General features: G+C 71.7%; 20 protein-coding genes. 11 read left to right on the top strand and 9 right to left on the bottom strand.

What is annotated here, in order from left to right:
- Positions 1–111: 111 nt before the first annotated feature.
- The 8 genes from BLQ76_RS03250 (at position 112) to BLQ76_RS03220 (ending at position 8,338) form a co-directional block, all read left to right on the top strand.
- The gene (locus tag BLQ76_RS03250) at positions 112–1,737 is read left to right on the top strand and encodes a histidine kinase famiy protein (RefSeq protein WP_090668721.1); all 1,626 of its coding nucleotides are present in this window, start codon (positions 112–114) and stop codon (positions 1,735–1,737) included.
- A 102-nt stretch (positions 1,738–1,839) separates the two neighbouring features.
- Positions 1,840–2,328: a MarR family winged helix-turn-helix transcriptional regulator gene (locus BLQ76_RS03245; RefSeq protein ID WP_244519450.1), complete on the top strand. Its 489-nt coding sequence runs from the start codon at positions 1,840–1,842 to the stop codon at positions 2,326–2,328.
- Between the two features lie 211 nt (positions 2,329–2,539).
- Positions 2,540–4,189: an OpgD/OpgG family glucan biosynthesis protein gene (locus BLQ76_RS03240; protein WP_244519449.1), complete on the top strand. Its 1,650-nt coding sequence runs from the start codon at positions 2,540–2,542 to the stop codon at positions 4,187–4,189.
- On the top strand, positions 4,186–4,488 hold the full coding sequence (locus tag BLQ76_RS03235) for a hypothetical protein (RefSeq protein WP_139183907.1): 303 nt from the start codon (positions 4,186–4,188) through the stop codon (positions 4,486–4,488). The genes BLQ76_RS03240 and BLQ76_RS03235 overlap by 4 nt, the downstream gene beginning before the upstream one ends.
- Positions 4,489–4,581: 93 nt before the next feature.
- Entirely contained in the window at positions 4,582–6,396 is a 1,815-nt protein-coding gene (mdoH, locus tag BLQ76_RS03230; RefSeq protein ID WP_090668715.1) for a glucans biosynthesis glucosyltransferase MdoH, read from the top strand.
- Positions 6,397–6,498: 102 nt separating this feature from the next.
- A complete protein-coding gene (locus BLQ76_RS03225) occupies positions 6,499–7,881 on the top strand; it encodes an L-lactate MFS transporter (protein WP_090668712.1) in 1,383 nt (460 codons plus the stop codon).
- A gap of 12 nt (positions 7,882–7,893) precedes the next feature.
- Complete coding sequence (locus BLQ76_RS22645) at positions 7,894–8,019, top strand: MFS transporter small subunit (RefSeq protein ID WP_280140044.1); 126 nt, start codon at positions 7,894–7,896, stop codon at positions 8,017–8,019.
- Positions 8,020–8,125: 106 nt separating this feature from the next.
- Entirely contained in the window at positions 8,126–8,338 is a 213-nt protein-coding gene (locus BLQ76_RS03220) for a hypothetical protein (protein ID WP_090668709.1), read from the top strand.
- A gap of 7 nt (positions 8,339–8,345) precedes the next feature.
- Here the strand turns inward: BLQ76_RS03220 and cobT are convergent, their stop codons facing one another.
- Positions 8,346–9,365, bottom strand: a complete 1,020-nt coding sequence (gene cobT, locus BLQ76_RS03215; RefSeq protein WP_090668706.1) for a nicotinate-nucleotide--dimethylbenzimidazole phosphoribosyltransferase — start codon at positions 9,363–9,365, stop codon at positions 8,346–8,348.
- A gap of 114 nt (positions 9,366–9,479) precedes the next feature.
- Between cobT and BLQ76_RS03210 the strand changes: the two genes are divergently transcribed.
- On the top strand, positions 9,480–10,250 hold the full coding sequence (locus tag BLQ76_RS03210) for an adenosylcobinamide-GDP ribazoletransferase (RefSeq protein WP_090668703.1): 771 nt from the start codon (positions 9,480–9,482) through the stop codon (positions 10,248–10,250).
- Here BLQ76_RS03210 and cbiB read toward each other — a convergent pair.
- Genes cbiB through BLQ76_RS03200 form a run of 3 tightly spaced genes read right to left on the bottom strand, consistent with a single transcriptional unit; the run spans position 10,247 to position 13,511 of the window.
- On the bottom strand, positions 10,247–11,203 hold the full coding sequence (gene cbiB / locus BLQ76_RS22445; protein WP_244519471.1) for an adenosylcobinamide-phosphate synthase CbiB: 957 nt from the start codon (positions 11,201–11,203) through the stop codon (positions 10,247–10,249). The genes BLQ76_RS03210 and cbiB overlap by 4 nt on opposite strands.
- A complete protein-coding gene (gene cobD, locus BLQ76_RS22440) occupies positions 11,203–12,219 on the bottom strand; it encodes a threonine-phosphate decarboxylase CobD (protein WP_244519448.1) in 1,017 nt (338 codons plus the stop codon). Before cobD ends, cbiB begins: the two co-directional genes overlap by 1 nt.
- Positions 12,216–13,511 (bottom strand): cobyrinic acid a,c-diamide synthase CobB, encoded by a 1,296-nt coding sequence (locus BLQ76_RS03200; RefSeq protein WP_090668701.1) that lies wholly within the window; start codon positions 13,509–13,511, stop codon positions 12,216–12,218. Before BLQ76_RS03200 ends, cobD begins: the two co-directional genes overlap by 4 nt.
- Positions 13,512–13,556: 45 nt before the next feature.
- Between BLQ76_RS03200 and BLQ76_RS03195 the strand changes: the two genes are divergently transcribed.
- On the top strand, positions 13,557–14,684 hold the full coding sequence (locus BLQ76_RS03195; RefSeq protein WP_090668698.1) for a cobalt-precorrin-5B (C(1))-methyltransferase: 1,128 nt from the start codon (positions 13,557–13,559) through the stop codon (positions 14,682–14,684).
- On the top strand, positions 14,674–15,471 hold the full coding sequence (locus BLQ76_RS03190) for a cobalt-precorrin-6A reductase (RefSeq protein WP_090668695.1): 798 nt from the start codon (positions 14,674–14,676) through the stop codon (positions 15,469–15,471). The genes BLQ76_RS03195 and BLQ76_RS03190 overlap by 11 nt, the downstream gene beginning before the upstream one ends.
- Here the strand turns inward: BLQ76_RS03190 and cobM are convergent.
- Genes cobM through BLQ76_RS03165 form a run of 5 tightly spaced genes read right to left on the bottom strand, consistent with a single transcriptional unit; the run spans position 15,411 to position 20,542 of the window.
- Entirely contained in the window at positions 15,411–16,193 is a 783-nt protein-coding gene (gene cobM / locus BLQ76_RS03185) for a precorrin-4 C(11)-methyltransferase (protein ID WP_090668692.1), read from the bottom strand. The two genes, BLQ76_RS03190 and cobM, sit on opposite strands and share 61 nt — an antisense overlap.
- A complete protein-coding gene (gene cobJ / locus BLQ76_RS03180) occupies positions 16,190–17,995 on the bottom strand; it encodes a precorrin-3B C(17)-methyltransferase (RefSeq protein WP_090668689.1) in 1,806 nt (601 codons plus the stop codon). Before cobJ ends, cobM begins: the two co-directional genes overlap by 4 nt.
- Positions 17,992–18,708 carry a precorrin-2 C(20)-methyltransferase gene (cobI, locus tag BLQ76_RS03175; RefSeq protein WP_090668686.1) on the bottom strand — a complete coding sequence of 239 codons (717 nt, stop codon included), beginning with the start codon at positions 18,706–18,708 and terminating at the stop codon, positions 17,992–17,994. Before cobI ends, cobJ begins: the two co-directional genes overlap by 4 nt.
- Positions 18,705–19,916, bottom strand: a complete 1,212-nt coding sequence (gene cbiE, locus BLQ76_RS03170) for a precorrin-6y C5,15-methyltransferase (decarboxylating) subunit CbiE (protein ID WP_090668683.1) — start codon at positions 19,914–19,916, stop codon at positions 18,705–18,707. Before cbiE ends, cobI begins: the two co-directional genes overlap by 4 nt.
- Entirely contained in the window at positions 19,913–20,542 is a 630-nt protein-coding gene (locus tag BLQ76_RS03165) for a precorrin-8X methylmutase (protein WP_090668680.1), read from the bottom strand. The genes cbiE and BLQ76_RS03165 overlap by 4 nt, the downstream gene beginning before the upstream one ends.
- Positions 20,543–20,547 lie beyond the last annotated feature (5 nt).

The following is a 20,547-nucleotide window of genomic DNA, read 5'->3' as shown; positions in this document are numbered from 1 at the left end:
CTTAGAGTTTCGGCCGGCCGAGGGGCCCGTCCGGCGCCTCGCCCCCCGAGGGCGCCTTGCCTTGGCATAGGTCGGAACCATGTTTCGAGTAAACAGAGTCACAGGCTTTTCATGACCGACACTCCCGAGACCCCGCCGCGGGAGCCCAACGACGTGCGCGTGTCGGGTCAGGCCCTCCAGCCGAACGGCTCGCACCACGACATCTTCTTCAAGGCCGTCGAAACCACGCGCATGCCGATGACGGTCACCGACCCTCATCAGCCCGACAACCCGATCGTCTTCGCCAACAACGCCTTCATCCAGATGACCGGCTACCGGCTGGATGAGATCATTGGCCGCAACTGCCGCTTCCTTCAGGGACCGAGCACCGAGGCCGCGGTCGTGGACGAGGTGCGCGAGGCGATCGCCGAGCGTCGCGAGCTCGCCACCGAGATCCTGAACTACCGCAAGGACGGCTCGTCCTTCTGGAACGCGCTGTTCATCTCGCCGGTCTACGACACGGACGGAAAGCTCGTTTACTTCTTCGGCTCCCAGCTCGACGTCTCGCGCCGGCGCGACGCCGAGGACGCCCTGCGCCAGTCGCAGAAGATGGAAGCGCTCGGCCAGCTGACGGGCGGCATCGCGCACGACTTCAACAACCTCCTGCAGGTCGTCACCGGCTATCTTGAGGTGATCTCGTCGGGCATCGACAAGAGCGAGATCGATCGCCCCCGCCTGTCGCGGGCGGTGGACAACGTGCGCTCGGCCGCCGGACGGGCCGTGACGCTGACCCAGCAGCTTCTGGCCTTTGCGCGCAAGCAGCGCCTCGAGGGGCGCGTGGTGAACCTCAACGGCCTCGTCGGCGGCATGACCGACATGGCCAACCGGACCTTCGGCGATCAGATCACGGTGGAGACCGAGCTCGCCCCCGATCTGGCCAACTGCCGCATCGACACGACGCAGGCCGAGGTCGCGCTTCTCAACATCCTGATCAACGCGCGCGACGCCATGTCGGCCTCCTCCGGCGGCACCGTGCGCATCCGCACCCGCAACCTGTCCGTCTCGGCCGACGACGCCGACGCCTTCGGAAACGTCCAGCCCGGCGACTTCGTGTCGGTCTCGGTGGCGGACTCCGGCACCGGCATCCCGCGCGACATTCTGGCGCGCGTGCTCGATCCCTTCTTCACCACCAAGGACGAGGGCAAGGGCACGGGCCTCGGCCTGTCCATGGTCTACGGCTTCGCCAAGCAGTCGGGCGGAACCGTGCGCATCGACTCCGAGGTCGGGCGCGGCACCACGGTGGAGCTTCTGTTTCCGGCGGCGGCGGGCGAGATCGCGCGTCCGCGCGAGCGCCAGCGGGCCTCCAACAGCCGGGGCACGGAGACGATCCTGGTGGTGGACGACCGGCCCGACGTCGCCGAACTCGCCCGCGACATGCTGGAGGACTACGGCTACCGCGTCGTGGTGGAGAACGCGCCGCGCGAGGCGCTGCGCCGCCTGGACGAAGGCCAGCCGGCCGATCTCCTGTTCACGGATCTGGTGATGCCGGGCGGCATGAACGGCGTGGCGCTCGCCCGCGAGGCGCGCCGCCGGCGGCCGCGTATCAAGATCCTTCTCACCACGGGCTACGCCGAAACCTCGATCGAGCGGACCGACGCCGGGGGCCTGGAATTCGAGCTTCTCAACAAACCCTACGGTCGTCAGGACCTCGCGCGAAGGGTTCGCATGGTTCTGGATGGACCGACCGGAGTCACTTGAACCCGCCAATACCAGTCCGGGCGGCTGTATTTCGAGGTTTTATTTGTTGCTCTTATAAATGGTTTAATGCGCGATTTGCTTCGCCCGCCGCATTGTGCCGGCATGAACGAACGCCCCTCGCTTGTTGCTTCCGCTGCGATCACGGTCCAGGACGCCGAAGAGGCGGGCCTGGTGACGTCGCTCCTGTCGATCTCGAAGACCACCCGGGCCTTTCTGTCGCTTCTTCTGATAGAGATCGACCTCCACCCCGGTCAGGATCAGCTCCTTCATCGCCTCGTTCCGGGCCAACCGATCAGCGTGTCGGCGCTCGCCGAACAGTTGGCGGTACGCCCGTCCACCGTTTCCAAGATGCTGGATCGGCTGATCGAGAAGCAGCTGGTCAACCGTTCCAGCAACGCCAGCGACGCGCGTCGCACGATGGTGATGCTGACGCCCGCCGGCGAGGCCGCCCGCGGCGACGTTCGAAAGCTCTGGGATCGACTGGAAACGGAACTCGGCGCCGCCCTGCCGGAAGCCGACCGCCAGCCCCTTCTCCAGGCTCTGCGCCAGATCGACGGACTTCTCACGGCCAAGCTGCGCCGTCTGCGCTAGGCGACTGCCGGCGACGCACGGAACAAGGACGCCGTCGTTGCGCGGCGCGCCGCCACATTTTCGCTTCGCCCGGCAGGCACCTAGCCGCGACCTGCCGGAACCGGTGGACAGCAGGCACCCGTTTCGGGCACCTGCTGGGCAAACTCTTGCCTGTTGCTCTATGCTCAAGTCCATGCGTGCGTTGTCGAATCGAGAGAAGATCCCTCCCATCGTGCCGAGTCCCATCGCTTCCCGGCGCAGCGCGCTGAAATACGGTCTGGCCGGCGCCCTGTCGCTGGTCTGGTGGGCACGCGACGCCCGCGCCCAGACGGACCCGGCCGCCCCCGCGAGCCCGCCCTCCGCGGCGCCCGCCGCCGCGCCCCCGGCTCCGCCCGCGACCCCGCCCACCATGGTGGACACCCAGAACTTCTCGTTCGACGCCCTGACGGCCGCCATGCGCAACCGCGCCGCGCAGCCCTACCAGGCGCCGGGCGATGTCCTGCCCCAGCCTGTCCAGGAGCTGGACTACGACGGCTATCGCCGGATCCTGTTCCGGCGCGAGCGCACGGTCTGGGCGAACGAGCCGCTTCAGTTCCAGATGCAGGCCTACTTCCCGGGCTTCCTCTACAAGGACCCGACGCACGTCTTCATCGGCGACGGCACGCGCTTCCAGCTCCAGGCCTTCTCGGGCGCCGACTTCGAGTTCCTGGCGCCGCTCGATCCGACGCTCTACCAGGGTCTCGCGCTGCCGGGCGTCGCGGGCTTCCGCCTCAACACGCCGCTCGACCGGCCCGATCTCTTCGACGAACTCGTCTCGTTCCTGGGCGCGTCCTACTTCCGCGCGCTCGGCATGAACAACCGCTACGGCCTGTCGGCCCGCGGCCTCGCGCTCAACACCGCCACCTCGGTGGAGGAGGAGTTTCCGCGCTTCACCAACTTCTACGTGGTGAAGCCGCAGCCCGGCGAGGTGACCATCCAGATCTTCGCCGAGCTCGACAGCCCGAGCCTGGCGGGCGCCTACTCGTTCCTCGTGCGCCCCGGCGTCCAGACCGTGATCGACGTGACGGCCCGCCTGTTCTTCCGCAGCGCCGTGGAGCGGCTCGGCGTCGCCCCGCTCACCTCGATGTACCATTTCGGCGAGAACGACCACAACGTGCGCGAGGACTTCCGGCCGGAGATCCACGACTCGGACGGCCTGTCGATCCAGCGTCCGAGCGGCGAGCACCTGTGGCGTCCGCTGAAGAACCCGGACGACCTTGCCCTCTCCTACTTCGGCGAGACCTCGCCGCGCGCCTTTGGTCTTCTCCAGCGCGACCGCGACTTCTCGCACTACCAGGACGTCGAGGCGCACTACGAACTGCGCCCCTCGCTCATGATCGAACCCATGGGCGACTGGGGCCGAGGCATCGTGCAACTCGTCGAGATTCCGACCAACTCCGAGGTCAACGACAATATCGTCGCCTTCTGGGTCCCCGAGGAGAAGCCGCAGCCGGGGTCGCAGTTCGAGTTCCGCTACCGCATGCGCTGGGGCTTCCTGGAGGATGCGCTGAGCCATCAGGCCCGCGTCACCGGCACGTTCGCGGGGGTCGGCGGCAACGGCGCCGACACGGCCGAGACCGACCTCAGGCGCTTCGAGATCAACTTCGGCGGCGGCACGGCGCAGAACCTGCCCACCGACGCCATGCTGACGCCGATCGTCGACGTGCCGGAGAACGCCCGTCTCGTGCACACCGGCATGGCCCGCCTGCCGGACGGCGGGTGGCGCCTGTCGATCGAGCTTCAGAAGCTCGACGCCATGCCGGTCGAGCTGCGTGCCAAGCTTCTGTTCAACCAGACCACCGTGTCCGAGACCTGGCACTACCAGTGGACGGGACGCCCGTGAGCGTCGCCGCCCCTCCCGGCGAGACGCGACCCTTCGACACGCGGCCGGCCGGCGAGCTGGTGGGTCGCCCGGATCTCACCGAAGCCCAGCTCCTTCAGGCGATCGCCGAGCGCCTCGCCTTCGAGAACCGCACCGGCCCCGAGCCCGCCGTGGTGATCGAGGCGGCGCGGCTCGGCAAGCGCAAGGCGCTGACCTTCCTGCGGCAGCTCGTCCTGCCCCCGCCTCGCGTTCGCCTCGAGATGCCGGTGCAGCCGATCCTGCGCGAGCATCTTGCGGCAGGCGCCGAAGGAACGCATTGATTTCCGTCGGCAAATAGCCGATCGGAACGCGCTCCGCCCCCGCCGATCCTCCCCGGCGAGAGGGCGCCGACCTGAAGGCATGCGGACAGGCCCATGATCGCTCTCGGCAGATTGCTCTTTGCGCTGACCGCCCTCCTGCTCGCTTTGGCGGCGGGCGTTCTCTTCGCCATCGTCGTCACCGCCAACGGAACGACCTGGCTCCACGTCGTGCAGGTCCTGCTCCTGTCGATCTGCTGCCTCTGGCTCGCCTGGGGCTTCAACACGGCGGTGGTGGGCATCGCGTCGCGGCGCGGCCAGCGCTGGCGCGCGCCGGTCGTGCCGGGCCGCCTGCCCGGCCGCACCGCGATCCTGATGCCGGTCTACAACGAGGACGCGGAAGCGGTGCTCGCGCGCGTCGCCGCCATGATCGAGGGGCTGCGGGGCATCCGCAAGCTCGACCGGTTCGACGTCCACGTCCTGTCGGACTCGACCCGGCCCGAATGCGTCGTGGCCGAGCGGCGCGCGACCTTCCTGGTTGCCTCGGCGCTGGAAGCGGGCGGCCACCTCTTCTATCGCAACCGCACCAAGAACATCGGCCGCAAGGCCGGCAACATCGCCGACTTCGTCACCAACAGCGGCGGCGCCTACGACTACATGCTGATCCTCGACGCCGACAGCTTGATGCGGCCCGAGACCATGGTCGAGATGGTGGCGCGCATGGACGCCGACCCCGAGCTCGCGCTTCTCCAGACCCAGCCCCTCATCATCGGCCGGCGCACCCTGTTCGGCCGCGCGCTCCAGTTCTCGGCCGCGCTCTATTCGCCGGTCTTCTCGCGTGGCATCGCGCAGTTGCAGGGCCGCGAGGGACCCTTCTGGGGCCACAACGCGATCGTGCGGACCCGCGCCTTCGCCGCCCACTGCGGCCTGCCGAACCTGTCCGGCAAGCCGCCCTTCGGCGGGCACATCCTCTCCCACGACTTCGTGGAAGCGGCGCTTCTGGCCCGCTCCGGCTGGAAGGTGCGTGTCGATCCGGATCTCCACGGCTCGTTCGAGGAGGCGCCCACCAACCTTATCGAATACGCCAAGCGCGACCGCCGCTGGTGCCAGGGCAACCTGCAGCACGGCCGGCTGATCCCCGCGCCGCGCATCAACCTGTGGAGCCGCATCTCCATGGTGACCGGCATCATGGCCTATGCCGCCTCGCCGATCTGGCTCCTGTTCCTGATCGTCTCGCTGCTCGATCCGATCCTGGCGCCCGCGCCCGACTATTTTCCCGCGGACTCGCTGTTTCCCGTGTTTCCGCGCCCCGAGACCGGCAAGGCCTTGCTGCTGCTGCTCGGCATCTTCCTGCTTCTCCTCCTGCCCAAGACGCTGATCGCGCTGCGCACCGCCTTTTCGCGCCGGGCACCGGCCTTCGGCGGAGCGGCCAACATCGTGCTCGGCGGCGCGCTGGAGCTTGCGCTCACCTCGGCGCTGGCGCCCATCATGATGATGTTCCAGACCAAGGCCGTGGTGGAGATCCTCGCCCAGACCGACAGCGGCTGGCCTTCCACCGACCGCGACGACGAGGGGTTGCCGCTCGGCGTCGCGTTCGAGGCGTCCTGGTGGATGGTGATCGCGGGGGCGGCGCTCTTGTTCACCACCTTCTTCTACGCCTTCGAGCTCTTTCTTTGGGTGTGCCCGATCGCGGTGCCGCTTCTGGTCGCCCCGGTCTTCATCTCGCTCACCGGCAATCCGGCCTTCGGCGACCGCATCCGTCGCTCGGGGCTTCTGGCCACCCCGTTCGAGATCGACCCCGAGCCCGTGATCCGCGCCTCGGAGAGGTGGCGGCGGCGCCTCGCGGACGAGGTCGCCGCGCGCGAGGCGCCCCGCTCCGCCCTGCCGGCCAGCGCATCCGACAAACCGCAGCTCGCGCCCCATCCGGCCTGAGCGCCGTTCTTCCACGCCGTTCGGGATGGGGAGTGGCAGGCCGACGGGTTGCCGCCCCGGACCCGTTCTGAAACCATAACGCCTCGAAACGGGAGGCGAATCATGGTGACCAACACGGCGGAGCCACGCGGCTCCTGGCTGTCGCGAGAGCGCACCGTTGCCGAACCCGGCTTCAGCCGCTGGATGGTGCCGCCCGCCGCGCTCTGCGTCCACCTGTGCATCGGCCAGGCCTATGCCTTTTCGGTCTTCAACCTGCCGATGACGCGGCTTCTGGGTGTCACCGAGCCCACCGCCGGCGACTGGGCGCTCACCGAGATCGGCTGGATCTTCTCGATCGCGATCGTCTTCCTGGGCCTGGCGGCCGCCTTCGGCGGCGCCTGGGTGGAGCGCGTCGGCCCTCGCCGCACCATGGCGACCTCGGCCGCCTTCTTCGGCGGCGGCTTCCTGGTGGCCGCGCTCGGCGTCCATCTCCACCAGCTCTGGCTGGTTTACCTCGGCTACGGCGTCCTGGGCGGCACCGGCCTCGGCCTTGGTTACATCTCGCCGGTCAAGACGCTGATGACCTGGTTCCCCGACCGGCCGGGCATGGCCACCGGCATGGCGATCATGGGCTTCGGCGGCGGCGCCTTCGTCGCCTCGCCGCTCTCGGTCTGGCTGATGGGCCGCTTCGCCTCGCCCGGCTCCGTCGGCGTCGCGGAGACCTTCGTGGTGCTCGGCATCGGCTACTTCCTGTTCATGATGGTGGGCGCGGCGATCGTGCGCGTGCCGCGCGCCGGATGGGTGCCGGCCGGCTACGCGCCCGCGCGCACGTCGTCGGGCCTCGTCACGACCGCCGACGTCCATGTCGACGAAGCCATGAAGACGCGGCAGTTCTGGCTCCTTTGGGGCATGCTCTGCCTGAACGTGACCGCCGGCATCGGCGTTCTCGGCCAGGCCTCCGCCATGATCCAGGAGATGTTTCCGGGCGTCATCACGGCGGCGGCGGCCGCCGGCTTCGTCGGCCTCCTGTCGCTGTTCAACATGGCGGGCCGCTTCGTCTGGGCCTCGACCTCGGACTATATCGGCCGGCGCGCCACCTACATGATCTTCTTCGCGCTCGGCCTCGTGCTCTACGCGCTGGTTCCCTCGTCGGGGCGCATGGGCTCGGTGGTGCTGTTCGTCCTGTTCTACGCCGTGATCATGTCGATGTACGGCGGCGGCTTCGCCACGATCCCGGCCTACCTTCGGGACGTCTTCGGCGTTCGCTACGTCGGCGCGATTCACGGTCGGCTGCTCACCGCCTGGTCGGTCGCGGGCGTGGCGGGCCCCGTGCTCGTCAACTACATCCGCCAGTACCAGCTCGACGGGGGCGTGGCGAAGGCCGACGCCTACACGGTCACCATGTACATCATGGCCGGCCTGCTGGCGGTGGGCCTCGTCCTCAACCTCCTGATGACGCCGGTGGACAAGCGCCACCACCTGCCGGCCGAGCCGGCCCGGGCCTGAAGGAAAGACGCCATGTCGCCCACGCAGACCGTCACCACCCCCGCCTGGCGCATCGCGCTGGCCTGGGGCTTCGTCGGCATCCCCCTCGTGTGGGGCTTCGTCATGACGCTGCGCAGCGCGCTGCAACTCTTCGCCTGACCCGCCAGCCCTTCGCTCTCGCCCGTGTGAGCGCGGCCGGGCTGGCCTCGGTGGCCGGGAGCGGCGTAAGGGTAAGGCGGACCACAGACGCGGAGATACGCGGCGCATGGCGCTCGGCGACAACAATCACCCCTTCTTCCGACCGCTCTGGCGGCGCGTGCTTCTGGTCGCCTTCTGCGCCGGCTGGGCGCTGGTCGAGCTCCTTGTCGTGGGCGACTCGACCTGGGCGATCATGATCGGGATCGTCGCCGCCTATGCGGCCTGGACCTTCCTGATCACCTACCAGACGGCGCCGGCCGAGCCGGCGCGCAAGGACTGACCGCTCGCTAGTCCCGGTTGGCGACGTTCGCCTGCGCGAAGGTCGCCATGCCCGCATGACAGGCGACCGCGGCCTTGACGAGGCCGGCGGCCAGCGCCGCGCCCGTGCCCTCGCCGAGCCGCATGCCGAGCGCCAAAAGCGGCACCTTGTTCATGCGCTGGAGCGCCGCCTGGTGGCCGCGCTCGGCCGAGACGTGGCCGAACAGGCAATGGTCGAGCGCTGAGGGGTCGAGCGCGTGGAGGACGGCGGCCGCGGCCGTCACCGTGAAGCCGTCGATGATCACCGGCACGCGCTGCATGCGCGCGGCCAGGATCGCGCCCACCGCCGCCGCGATCTCGCGTCCCCCCAGGCGCCGCAGAACCTCCAAGGGGTCCGACAGGTGCCCGGCGTGGAGGTCGAGCGCCTCCTGCACGATGGCGGCCTTGCGCTGGAGCCCGGCGGCGTCGTGTCCGGTCCCCGCGCCCACCCAGTCCGCGGCCGATCCGCCGAACAGCGCGGCGAAGATCGCCGCCGCCACCGCCGTGTTGCCGATGCCCATCTCGCCGATGCACAGGAGATCCGGCTCGCCGGCCAGGCACTCCATGCCGAAGGCCATGGTGGCCGCGCAGTCGCGCTCGCTGAAGGCGGCCTCGCGCGAGATGTCGCCGGTGGGCACGTCGAGGGCGAGGTCGAAGACCTTGAGGCCGAGGTCGTAGGTCGCGCAGATCTGGTTGATCGCCGCGCCCCCGGCCGCGAAGTTCTCGACCATGGCCTGCGTCACCGACACGGGAAAGGCCGAGACGCCGCGCGCCGCCACGCCGTGGTTGCCCGCGAACACGCAGACCACGGGCCGGTCGACGGTCGGCGCGCGACCCTGCCAGGCCGCCATCCACTCGGCGATCTCCTCGAGGCGCCCGAGCGAGCCCGAAGGCTTGGTCAGCTCCTCCTGCCGGTGGCGCGCGTCGTGGCGCGCCTGCGTATCGGGACCCGGCATCGTGCGCAGGAGAGCGCGGATGTCGTCGAAGGGCAGGCCGGTGATGCTGGACATGGGTCTTCCTGGCAAACGCGTTGCGGCGGTCTTGGCCCCTCCCGCGCCTCGTGGCAAGCGGTGCGCGCGCCGGAAACCTTTGCGCGAATCAGGGCGATACCGGCCTATGGCGCGATGCGCCCCGACCTCGCCCTCCTTCGCACGCTCGCCTTCCTGTCGCGCCTGCCGCCCGTGGCCGTCGCCTTTCGCGGCGGGCCCCATCCGCTCGGACGCGACGCGCCGTTGTTTGCGCTTGCGGGAGCGGTGATCGCCCTGCCACCCGCGCTCCTCCTCCCGCTGGGGGTCGCGCTGGGCCTGTCACCGCTCGTGGCGGCGACGCTCGCGGTGTTCTCGCTGGTGGCCCTGACGGGCGCTCTGCACGAGGACGGCCTCGGCGACACGGCGGACGGGCTCTTCGGCCATCGGCCGGCCGCCGACGCGTTGCGCATCATGAAGGACAGTCGGATCGGCACCTACGGCGCGCTGGCGCTGACGGGCTCGCTGATGCTGCGCACGGCGCTTCTCGCCGAGCTCTGCGCCGTCCGGCCGGGCGCGGCGGCGCTTGCGCTCCTAGCGGCGGCCGCCGCGAGCCGGGGCTGGATGGCGTGGCTCTGGAGCCGGCTTGCGACCGCCGATCCGGGCGGACTGGCGGACCGTGTCGGCCGTCCGTCGGTGTCGGCCGGGCTCGCCGGCCTCGTTCTCGGCCTCGCGATCGCGGCGGCGCTCGGCCTTGCCGTGGCGGGCTGGCCCGGTCTCGTCCTGCCCGCGCTTGTTTCGGGCCTGCCGGTCCTGTGGCTCGCGCGCGTCCTGCGCCGTCGGCTCGGCGGCCAGACCGGCGACACGCTCGGCGCCGCGCAGCAGCTCTGCGAGATCGCGCTGCTTCTCGGCTTCGCGTTCGTCCTCTAGGCGAACACGATCGCCAGCCCGAGCGTCGCGACAAGGAGAAGGTCGCAGAAGCGGCGGAAGACGCGCAAGCCCCGCGCGATGTCGGACAGACCCGCCTGGTGCCGCCCTTCCCCGCCGAGGAACGGCGCGTCCACCTCCAGTTCGCCGTAGCGGCGCGGACCGCCGAGCGCGAGGCGCAGGGCGCCCGCCATCGCCCCTTCCGGCCAGCCGGCATTGGGCGAGCGGTGGTGGGGCGCGTCGCGCCGCGCCACGGCCCAGGCCCGCCCCATGGCGGCGAAGCCGTAGCGTCCGGCGCTCAGCGCGAAGAGCGCGGCTGAAAGGCGTGCCGGCGCGAGGTTGGCGAGATCGTCGAGCCGCGCGCTCGCCCAGCCGAAGGCGCGGCGGCGGTCGTCCATATGGCCGATCATAGAGTCGGCTGTGTTCAGCATCTTGTAGGCGAGAAGCCCCGGCAGGCCGAACAGCGCATAGAAAAACCAAGGCGCCACGACGCCGTCGGACGCGTTCTCGGCCAGGCTCTCGATCGCCGCGCGGCAGACGCCGCTCTCGTCGAGTCCGTCGGGATCGCGCCCGACGATCATCGACACGGCTGTGCGTCCGCCTTCCAGCCCCTCGCGGTCCAGCGCGCGCTCCACGCGCTCCACATGATCGGCGAGGCTCTTCTGGGCGATGAAGATCGAGGCGACCACGGCCTCCAGCACGAGGCCGAACGGGGCGATCGCGCGAAACAGGGCTTGGATCCCGGCGCCCACCATCACCGCCAGCAGGAGAAGCGCAAGGATCGCCAACGTGCCGGCCAGCCTGCGCCGCCGCTCCGACCAGTCCGGGCGGTTGAGATGCCATTCGGCGCGGCCGATCAGCCAGCCGAGCCCGACAACGGGATGGGGGACACGGCGCCAGAGCCAGTCCGGGTCGCCGAACAACCGGTCGATCAGGAGGGCAAGCGACAGCGCGATCACGCGGCGATCTCCCGCACGGCGTCGCGCAGCGAGGCGCCGAGGCTCTCGGCCTCGGACCCGCTCGCGCACAGGCCGAAGCGCAGGGCATCGGGCTCCATCGCGAAGGGACGCACGAGCACGTGCCGCCGTGCCAGCGCCTCGAACAGCGCGGGCGCGCGGCCGTGGCGCACGAGGGTAAAGAGCGCGGCGTCGCCGGTCGGCTCCAGCCCGGCGTTCCGGATCGCACGACGCGTCCAGGCGCTCGCCTGCGCGATCGACCGGCGCAGCTGTTCCAGGCCCGGCCCGTCCTCCAGCAGCGCGCGGCCGACCGCGATGGCGGGTCCCGAGACCGGCCACTCGCCGAGCCGGTCGCGCAGCGGCTGCTCCAGCTCGGGCGGCACGAGCGCGAAGCCGAGGCGAAGGCCCGCCAGGCCGAAGGTCTTGCCGAAGGAGCGCAGCACCACGAGGCCGGGACGCCCAGCGTGGGATGCCAGGCTCTCGCGCGGGTCGGCGTCCATGAACGCCTCGTCCACGACGAGGAGGCCGCCGCGCCCCGCGAGCCGGTCGGCGATATCGAGGAGCGCTGCGGCCGCGAAGCGCCGCCCGTCGGGATTGTTGGGGTTCGCGACAAAGGCGAGCGACGCGTCGGCCGGCAGGTCCTGTGGGTCCTCGACCCGCACGACCGCATGGCCGGCGGACTCCAGCGCCTTGGCGTGCCCGCCATAGGTGAAGCGCAGGGCAACGGCGGTCCCCTGCGGCACGAGGTGGGGGAGCGCCGCGATCAGGGCGCCTGAGCCCGACGCCGCGACGATGCACGCCTCGGGTCCCGTGCCCGCAAAGCGCCGGAAGGCGTCGCAGAGACGCGCCTCGTCCTCGGCTTCCGGCAGGCGTGTCCAGCTTTCCGGCGGAACCGGCGGCAGCGCGGGCGGACATGGGTTGATGCCGGTGGACAGGTCGAGCCAGTCGGTGCGCGCGCCGCCATAGGTGCGGATCGCGGCCTGGAGCGCGCCGCCGTGGACGAGCGCCTCCTTCATGCGCGGTCGATCACGTGGAGGAAGGAGCCGGCGACGCGGCCCGCCCGCAGGCCGGAGAACCCGAGATCATCGCCCAGCGCATCGCGAGCACGAAACAAGGGCTCGCCGCGCTCCGAAAGCGTACTGGTGTAGTGAAACTCGTGCGCCGTGAGCGCCCCGTCCCAAGGGCCGCCCGGCTGGGCCTCCAGCCGGCGATAGCCGAGATGCCGCCTCCGCTCCGCGAACGAGGTTTCGAGCCTCAGCAGCCCGAGCATCGCGTGGCGCGCGCCGGCGGCATCCACCAGCCCCTCGCCCAGCACCATGTAGCCGCCGCACTCGCCGTAGATCCGTGCACCACCCGCAGCGGCACGGTGCATCCCGTCTCGAAACACGGCGTTCGCGGCCAGCCGCCCGGCATGGAGCTCGGGATAGCCGCCCGGCAGAAACACCGCATCGGCAGACGGGTCGGGCGCCTCGTCGGCGAGCGGCGAGAAGGGATGCAGCGTCGCGCCCGCCGCCCGCCAGCCGTCGAGGAGGTGGGGGTAGCTGAAGGCGAAGGCCGTGTCGCTTGCCACCGCGATGCGGGTGCCGAGCGGCGCGAGCGTCTCGGGCCGCGCCGTTTCGCGTGAAACATGCGCGGCGAGCCAAGCGTCCAGCGCGCCGGGAACGAGACCCGCCGCGAACCAGTCGGCGGCATCGCCGAGGAATGCGCTGAGACCCGCATGCTCGCCGGCCTGGACGAGGCCGAGATGGCGCTCCGGCAGGACAAGGTGCGGGGCCGGTGGCAGCGCGGCGAGGACCGGCAGGCCGAGCGGTTCGAGGGCTGTGCGCAGCATCCGCTCGTGACGCGGTGAAGCGACGCGGTTGAGCACGAGCCCGGCAAAGCGCAGGCGTGGCCGGTGGTCGCGAAAGCCGCGCACGAGCGCCGCCACCGACTGCGACTGGCGTCCGCAGTCCACCACCAGGACGACGGCGAGATCGAGGAGTTCGGCGAGATCGGCGGAGGAGCCGGAGCCGTCGGCCGCGCCGTCGAAGAGGCCCATCATGCCTTCCGCGACCAGCGGCGCGGGACCCTGCACCAGCGCGCGGATCAGCGCCGGGCGCATGGCGTAGGGGTCGAGATTGACGGAGGGCACGCCCGCCGCCGCCGCATGGAAGGCTGGGTCGATATAGTCCGGTCCCGCCTTGGCGGGCTGGACGGCGATGCCCTCGCGCCGAAGGTGGGCGAGAAGCGCGAGCGTCACCAGCGTCTTACCGGAGCCCGAATGCGGGGCGGCGACGAGAAGGCCGGAAGGGGATGGGGGACTCGGCATGGCAGGCGGCTTTTCGCACGACGGCGCGCCGCCTATAAGCCCCCCATGGGCTTCAACCTCGGCAAGCGACGGGACGGCACGGCGGATCCCCGCCGCGAGGGCGCTCCCTTGCGCCGGGGCTGGACCACCGGCGCCTGCGCCACCGCCGCCGCCAAGGCCGCGGCCACGGCGCTGCTGACGGGCCGCTTTCCCGATCCGGTCGAGATCACGCTGCCGCGCGGCGAGACGCCGGCCTTCGCGCTCGCGCGCGAAAAGCTCAACGAGGGCGAAGCCTTGGCCGCGATCGTGAAGGACGCGGGCGACGACCCGGACGTGACCCACGGGGCCGAGGTCTGGGCGCGGGTGCGCTGGCTCAGCCCCGGCTGCGGCCTCGTATTCCGGGCCGGCGAGGGCGTCGGAACGGTGACCAAGGCGGGGCTGCCAATCCCGCCCGGAGAGCCGGCGATCAATCCGGTGCCGCGCCAGATGATCCGCGCCGAGCTCGAAGCCCTTTGCGCGGCCCACGACCGGGCGCTCGACGCCGAGGTGACGGTGGGCGTCACCGACGGCGCGCGCCTGGCCGAGCGGACCTGGAACGGGCGGCTCGGCATCCTCGGCGGGCTGTCGATCCTCGGCACGACCGGCATCGTCCACCCCTTCTCCTGCTCGGCCTGGATCCATTCGATCCATCGCGGCATCGACGTGGCGCGCGCCGAGCGCGTCGGGCACGTGGTGGGCGCGACCGGCTCCACCAGCGAGGCGGCGGCGCGGCGCCTCTACCCCGACCTGCCGGTGATCTCGTATCTCGACATGGGCGACTTCGCGGGCGGCCTTCTGAAATATCTGCGCCGCCACCCGGTGGAGCGGCTGACGATCGCGGGCGGCTTCGCCAAGCTCGCCAAGCTGGCGGACGGCGCCCTCGACCTTCATTCCGGACGCTCGCAGGTCGACCTCGGCTTCCTGGCGGAGCTGGCACGAAAGGCGGGGGCGGACGACGCGCTCGACCGTGCGATCCGCGGCGCCAACACGGCCAAGGAAGCGCTCGACCTCAGCGCGGCGGCCGGGCTCGACATCGCGGCGCTGGTCGGCGCGCGCGCGCTCGGCACGGTGCGCGAGGCGCTGCGCGGGGCGCCCGTCGCACCCGAGGTTGTGGTGGTGGACCGGGTCGGCCACGTGATCGCCCATGCGAGCTAGATCGGTGCTCGTGCTCGGCGGCACGGCCGAAGCCTCGCTCCTCGGCGCGCGGCTTGCGCGCGAGCATCCCGAGATGCCGCTCGTCCTGTCGCTTGCGGGGCGCACGCGCGCGCCGATCCTGCCGCCCGGCGTCGCGGTCCGGATCGGCGGCTTCGGCGGCGCGGCGGGGCTGGCCGCCTTCCTGCGATCCGAGGGCGTGACGCATCTCGTGGACGCGACCCATCCGTTCGCCGTCGGCATGTCGCGCAACGCGGCGGAAGCGGCCGAGCTGGGCAACGTGCCGCGCATCGCGCTCCTGCGCCCAGCCTGGGAGCCGGCGGCAGGGGACCGCTGGATCGAGGTGGACTGCCTGCGGAGCGCGCGCGATGCCCTGCCGAGGGGGGCGACGGCCTTTCTGGCGCTCGGCGCCCAACATGTCGCACCCTTCCGCCACCGGCCGGACCTCCGGCTCGTCTGGCGCGTCGTCGATGCGCCGGAAGGGTCCCTACCCTTTCCCGCCGCGCTCGTCCTCGGCCGACCCTCGACCGATCCGGCGGAGGAGGCGGCGCTGTTTGCAGCGCACGGCGTCACGCATCTCGTGTGCCGCAACTCGGGCGGCCGTCGCGCCCATGCCAAGATCGAGGCCGCGCGCCAGCTGAAACTGCCGGTCGTGATGATCCAGCGGCCCGCGCCACCCAAGCCGCCGATCGCGACCGATCTCGACGCCGTCCTCGACTGGCTGAACGCTCAGCCGGCTTTCGCGCGCTTGGCGTGCGGCCGCAGGATATGCGGATGCGCGGCGTCGTAGAGGGCGGAGTTGCGGAAGTCCTCCGCTGCCAGCGCCCGGCCGACGAGCACCAGAGCGGTGCGCGTGAGCTTGGCCTCGCGCACCTGCCGGGCGATCGTCGCGAGCGTGCCGCGGATGAAGAGCTCGTCCGGCCAGCCGACGCGATAGGCGACCACCACCGGACAGTCCGGCCCGTAGCCCGGCAGCGGCGACAGCTCGCGCTCGATATGGGCGAGGTTGCGGATCGACAGGTGAATGGCGAGCGTCGCGCGGCTTTGCGCGAGCGTCCGCAAATCCTCGCCCTCCGGCATGGCGGAGGATTTCATGGCGGTGCGCGTCACCACCACGGTCTGGCAGACCTCCGGCACGGTGAGCTCGAGTTTCAAGGCGGCGGCGGCCGCCGCGAAGGCCGGCACGCCGGGCGTCACGTCGAAGGGGATGCCCAGCCCATCCAGCCGCCGCATCTGCTCGGCGGTCGCGCCGTAGATCGACGGATCGCCGGAATGAACGCGCGCGACGTCGAGCCCTGCCGCGTGGGCCTGGCTCATCTCGGCCACGATCTCGTCGAGATGCATCGGAGCGGTGTCGAGGACGCGGGCACCCTCGGGTGCGGCGCGCACGATCTCTTCCGGCACCAGCGAGCCGGCATAGAGGCAGACCGGGCATCGCTCGATGAGGCGCAGCCCCCGCAGCGTGATGAGGTCGGGCGAGCCCGGCCCGGCACCGATGAAGTGGACGGTCATGACTGGATTCCGGTGCCAGGCTTGGCGGCATAGCCGCGCGGCGTATAGGCGAACGCACGCCCTTCCGCCGTGACGAGGCGGCGCGTGTTGGTGGAGCCGACGAGAACGACCGTCAGCATGTCGACCTCGTCCACGTCGAGCGCGGCGAGCGTCACGATCCGAACGCTCTCGCCGACGCGACCGAGGTTGGTGGCGAGCACGACCGGCGTGTCGGCGGGGCGGTGCTGCAGCAGGACGTCGCGGGCGAAGACCAGCTGCGTGCGGCGGCGCTTCGACACGGGATTGTAGAAGGCGATGACGAAGTCGCCTTCCGCTGCGGCCCGCACGCGCCGCTGGATATCCTCCCAGGGGGTCAGGAGGTCGGACAGCGAGATGGTGCAGAAGTCGTGGCCGAGCGGGGCGCCGGCCTTTGCGGCCGCCGCCTGGAGCGCCGAGATGCCGGGCGAGACCTCGACGGCGATGCGACGCGCGGCCTTCGATACGTCGCCCCGGTCGAGGAGCTCGAAGACCAGCGTCGCCATGGCGTAGATGCCGGCGTCGCCCGAGCAGACGAGCGCGACGTCGCGCCCCGTGCCTGCCAGCTCCATCGCGTGGCGCACGCGCAGCTCTTCGGCGCCGAGGTCGAAGTCGTGCCGCGTCCGGCCCTCGGCCAGGGGGCCGAGGAGGTCGAGATAGAGCGAGTAGCCGACGAGGTCGGTGCTCTGCTCGACCATCGCCGAGACGGCCGGCGAGCGCCAGGGCGCACCGCCCGGCCCGATGCCGACCACGAAGAGCCGCCCCCGCGCCTGGCCGACGGTCTCGGGGCCGATCGGCTGCGGCGCGCGGGCGAGCGCGGCGGTGGCGCGCGCGCTCTTCTGCTTGGAGACGATCAATGCGCCCTGCGGGCCGACGGCGGCGAGCGCCGCGCCTTCCGACACCCCGTGGCAGCCGGTCTCGCGGAACACGATCTCGGATGGGTTGAGGAGGCGCGGCCGCTCGCGCTCCAGTGTGGCGGCGTCGAAGAAGCGGGCGGGCACGCCGAAACGCTCCGCCACCGCATGCACCGCCGGCTCGTCGGCCTTGAGGTCGATCGAGGCGACGCAGGCAAGGCTCAGCGGCGAGACGCCGGCCTGCTGCAGGATGCGCTCGGCCAGCGCGACGGCTTCCTCGGGGGGCGCACCGCGCTCGGCTCCGATGCCCAGCACCATCGTGCGGGGGCGGTAGAGAAGTTCGAGCGGCCCGGCCTCGCGCGCTTCTTCGGTGACGGCGAGCGTGACGCGCCCGTCGTCGGCGACGGGAATGCGGGAGGTCTGGAGCCAGGGCGCCTCGCCCTCGATCCAGGCCTCCGCGCCCGCGACGAGCTCGGCCATGACGCGCTTGGCATCGCCCGGGTTCTCCAGCGTGTAGCCGGCGGGCGGCGCGTCGAGGGCGACGCCGAAGCGAAGGTCGCCGGCCGTGGTGACGGCGGCCTGGCCGCCGAGCCCTTCCGCCAGACGCCGCGCCAGGTCGTTGGCACCATGGTGGCCGCCGAGCAGCGGCACGGCGGCCGAGCCGTCCTCGGCCAGCGCCAGCACGGGCGGCTCGGCGCCCTTGTCGGTCAGCAGCGGCGCCAGAATGCGGATCACGGCGCCGGCCGCCATGACGGCGACGAGCGGACGGCCGTCCCGAAACAAGCGGCGCAGATGGTCGCCGGCCGCCTCGAACAGAACCTCCGCCTCGTCGGCGCGTCCCCGCGCCCCGTGCACCTCGCCGCCGACCAGCGCGGCGGCGCGGCGCGCGAGCGGCAGGGCTGCGGAATGAAGGACGACGACGGCGGGTCTCATGCGAGGCTGCCCCGGATGGCGGGCTCGGTGCCGCGATAGGCCAGGATCATCGCGAAGTAGGGCGCCTCGTCGCCGGTCTCGGCGAGCGGCCGGACGCGCTCGCCGCCTTGCGTGACGCGCTCGGCATAGATCGCGCCGTCCATGAGGCCGAGCTCGGCGAGAAGCCGCTTCACGCGCGAAAAGTGCCGGCCGAGCTTCAGGATGGCGAGGCTGGTCGCCGCCTCAATCGCCGGGCGCAGCACGTCGTCGGGGAGCGTCGCGGGCAGCACCGTCACGACGTCGCCGCGTGCGCTCAAGGGCCGGCGGCTGGCGGCAGCCGCCGCCATCACGGACGAGACGCCGGGCACGACGAGGGTGGGAAAGCGGTCGGCAAGACGAGCATGAAGATACAGAAAGGAGCCATAGAAGAAGGGGTCGCCCTCGCACAGCACCGCGACGTCGCGGCCCGCCGCAAGGTGCTCGGCGATCACGGGCGCCGCGCTGTCGTAGGCGGCCCGGCCGGGCGCGCGGTCGCCCGACATGAGGATGGGAATCGCGATCTCCCGCTGGCCGCCTGGCAGGTGCGGTGCGGCGATGGCGCGGGCCAGGCTCGTCGAGCCTTCCGCGGCGGGATAGGCGATCACCGGCACCGAGCGCAGGATGCGGTGCGCCTTGAGGGTCAGGAGTTCGGGGTCGCCGGGGCCGAGACCGAGGCCGTAGAGCGTGCCGGTCATAGCCGGACCTTTCGTAGCGACCAGTGGGTCACGGGCATGGCCGGCCGCCAGCCGCGATAGGGACCGACCGGCTCGGCGTGGCTGACCGCGACGCGCAGGAGTTCGCCGCCATGCACTTCGTGAAGGGCCAAGAGGATCGCCTCCGACTCCAGCGTCACGGCATGGGCAACGAGCCGGCCGCCGGGCTTCAAGGCCGCGAAGGCGGCGTGGAAGACGCCGTCCGTCAGACCGCCGCCGATGAACACGGCGTCGGGTGCGGGCAGGTCCGCGAACGCGGCGGGCGCCCGGCCCTCGACGATCCGCAGGCCATGCGTGCCGAGGCGAAAGGCATTCTCGGCGATCATCGCGCGGCGCTCCGCGATCGGCTCGATCGCGACCGCGCGGGCGCCGGGCGCGGCGCGCAGCCATTCCACGCAGATCGAGCCCGAGCCGGCTCCCACGTCCCACAGAAGTTCGCCGGCGCCGGGCGCGAGTGCGGCGAGTGCCAGCGCGCGCGGCACGCGCTTGGTCATCTTGCCGTCGTGCCGGAAGGCGTCGTCCGGCAGGCCGGTGGCGAAGGGGTGGTGCGGCGTGCCCTCGTCGGCGCGGCAGTCCACGACGAGCGTGTTGAGCGCGGCGATGCCCTCGAGCGCGAAGCCCTCGGCCTCGCCCTCGCGCACCCGCTCGGCTGCGCCGCCCATGTGTTCCAGCACCGTGATGCGGCTCGCGCCGTAGCCGCGCCGGCGCAGGAGGTCGGCGACGAGCGCCGGCGAGGCGCCGTCCTCGGAGAGGACGAGGAGCCGCGCGCCGGGCGCGACGTGCGGGTTGACGGTCTCCACGGCGCGGCCGTGCACGGTCAGGCAGCGCACGGTTTCCAGCGCCCAGCCCATGCGCGCCGCCGCCAGCGAAAAGGCGGACGGAGCCGGCAGGACGCGCATCTCGCCCGCGTCGAGAAACGTGCGCAGCCAGCGTACGGGGCCGAACCAGGACGGATCGCCCGTCGCCAGCACGGCGGCGGGCGTCCCGCGTGCGGCGAGGATGTCGGCGGCGGACTCGGCGAACGGCGAGCGCCAGGAGATGCGCCGTGCCGGATGGTTCCCCAGCATGGCAAGATGGCGCTCGCCCCCGAACACGATCTCGGCGCCGTCCAGCGCGTGGCGCGCCTCGGGGGTCAGCGTGTCGAGCCCGCCATCACTGATGCCGATCACATGGAGCCAGGGGGCGGTCATGCGAGGCCCGAGACGAGGGCGTTGACGGCGGCGGCCGCCACGGCCGAGCCGCCGCGCCGGCCGCGCAGGGCGGCGAAGGGAACGCCGCGCGGGTTCCGCTCCAGCTCGGCCTTGGATTCGGCGGCGCCCACGAATCCGACGGGAAAGCCGAGGATCAGGGCCGGGCGCGCCGCGCCGGCATCCAGCCGCTCCAGAAGGCGGAAGAGCGCGGTCGGCGCGTTGCCGATCGCGACCACCGCGCCGCCCGTATCCCACAGGTCGACCTGCGCGGCCGAGCGCGTGGTGCCGGCCGCGCGTGCCAGCGCCGGCACGCGCGCGTCGTTGAGGAGGCACACGACCTCGACGCCGGCGGGAAGGTTGCGCGCGATGATGCCGTGCCGCACCATCTCGGCATCGACCAAGATAGGCGCGCCGTTCGCCAGCGCCGCGCGTCCCGCCTCCACCGCATCGGGCGAGAGGGCGAGATCGTCGATCGCGTCCACCATGCCGCAAGCGTGCGCGATGCGGATGGCGAGATCGCGCGCGTCGGCCGGCAGGCGCGCGAGCGCTTCCGCTCCCTCCTCGCGGATGGTGCGGAAGCTTTGCTCGTAGATCGCCGCGGGATCGCGCTCGTAGCTGAGGGCCATCGCCC

The sequence above is a fragment of the Aureimonas jatrophae genome, from assembly GCF_900104035.1.
Classification (GTDB): domain Bacteria; phylum Pseudomonadota; class Alphaproteobacteria; order Rhizobiales; family Rhizobiaceae; genus Aureimonas; species Aureimonas jatrophae.
This window is presented reverse-complemented; position numbering and strand designations above follow the sequence as displayed.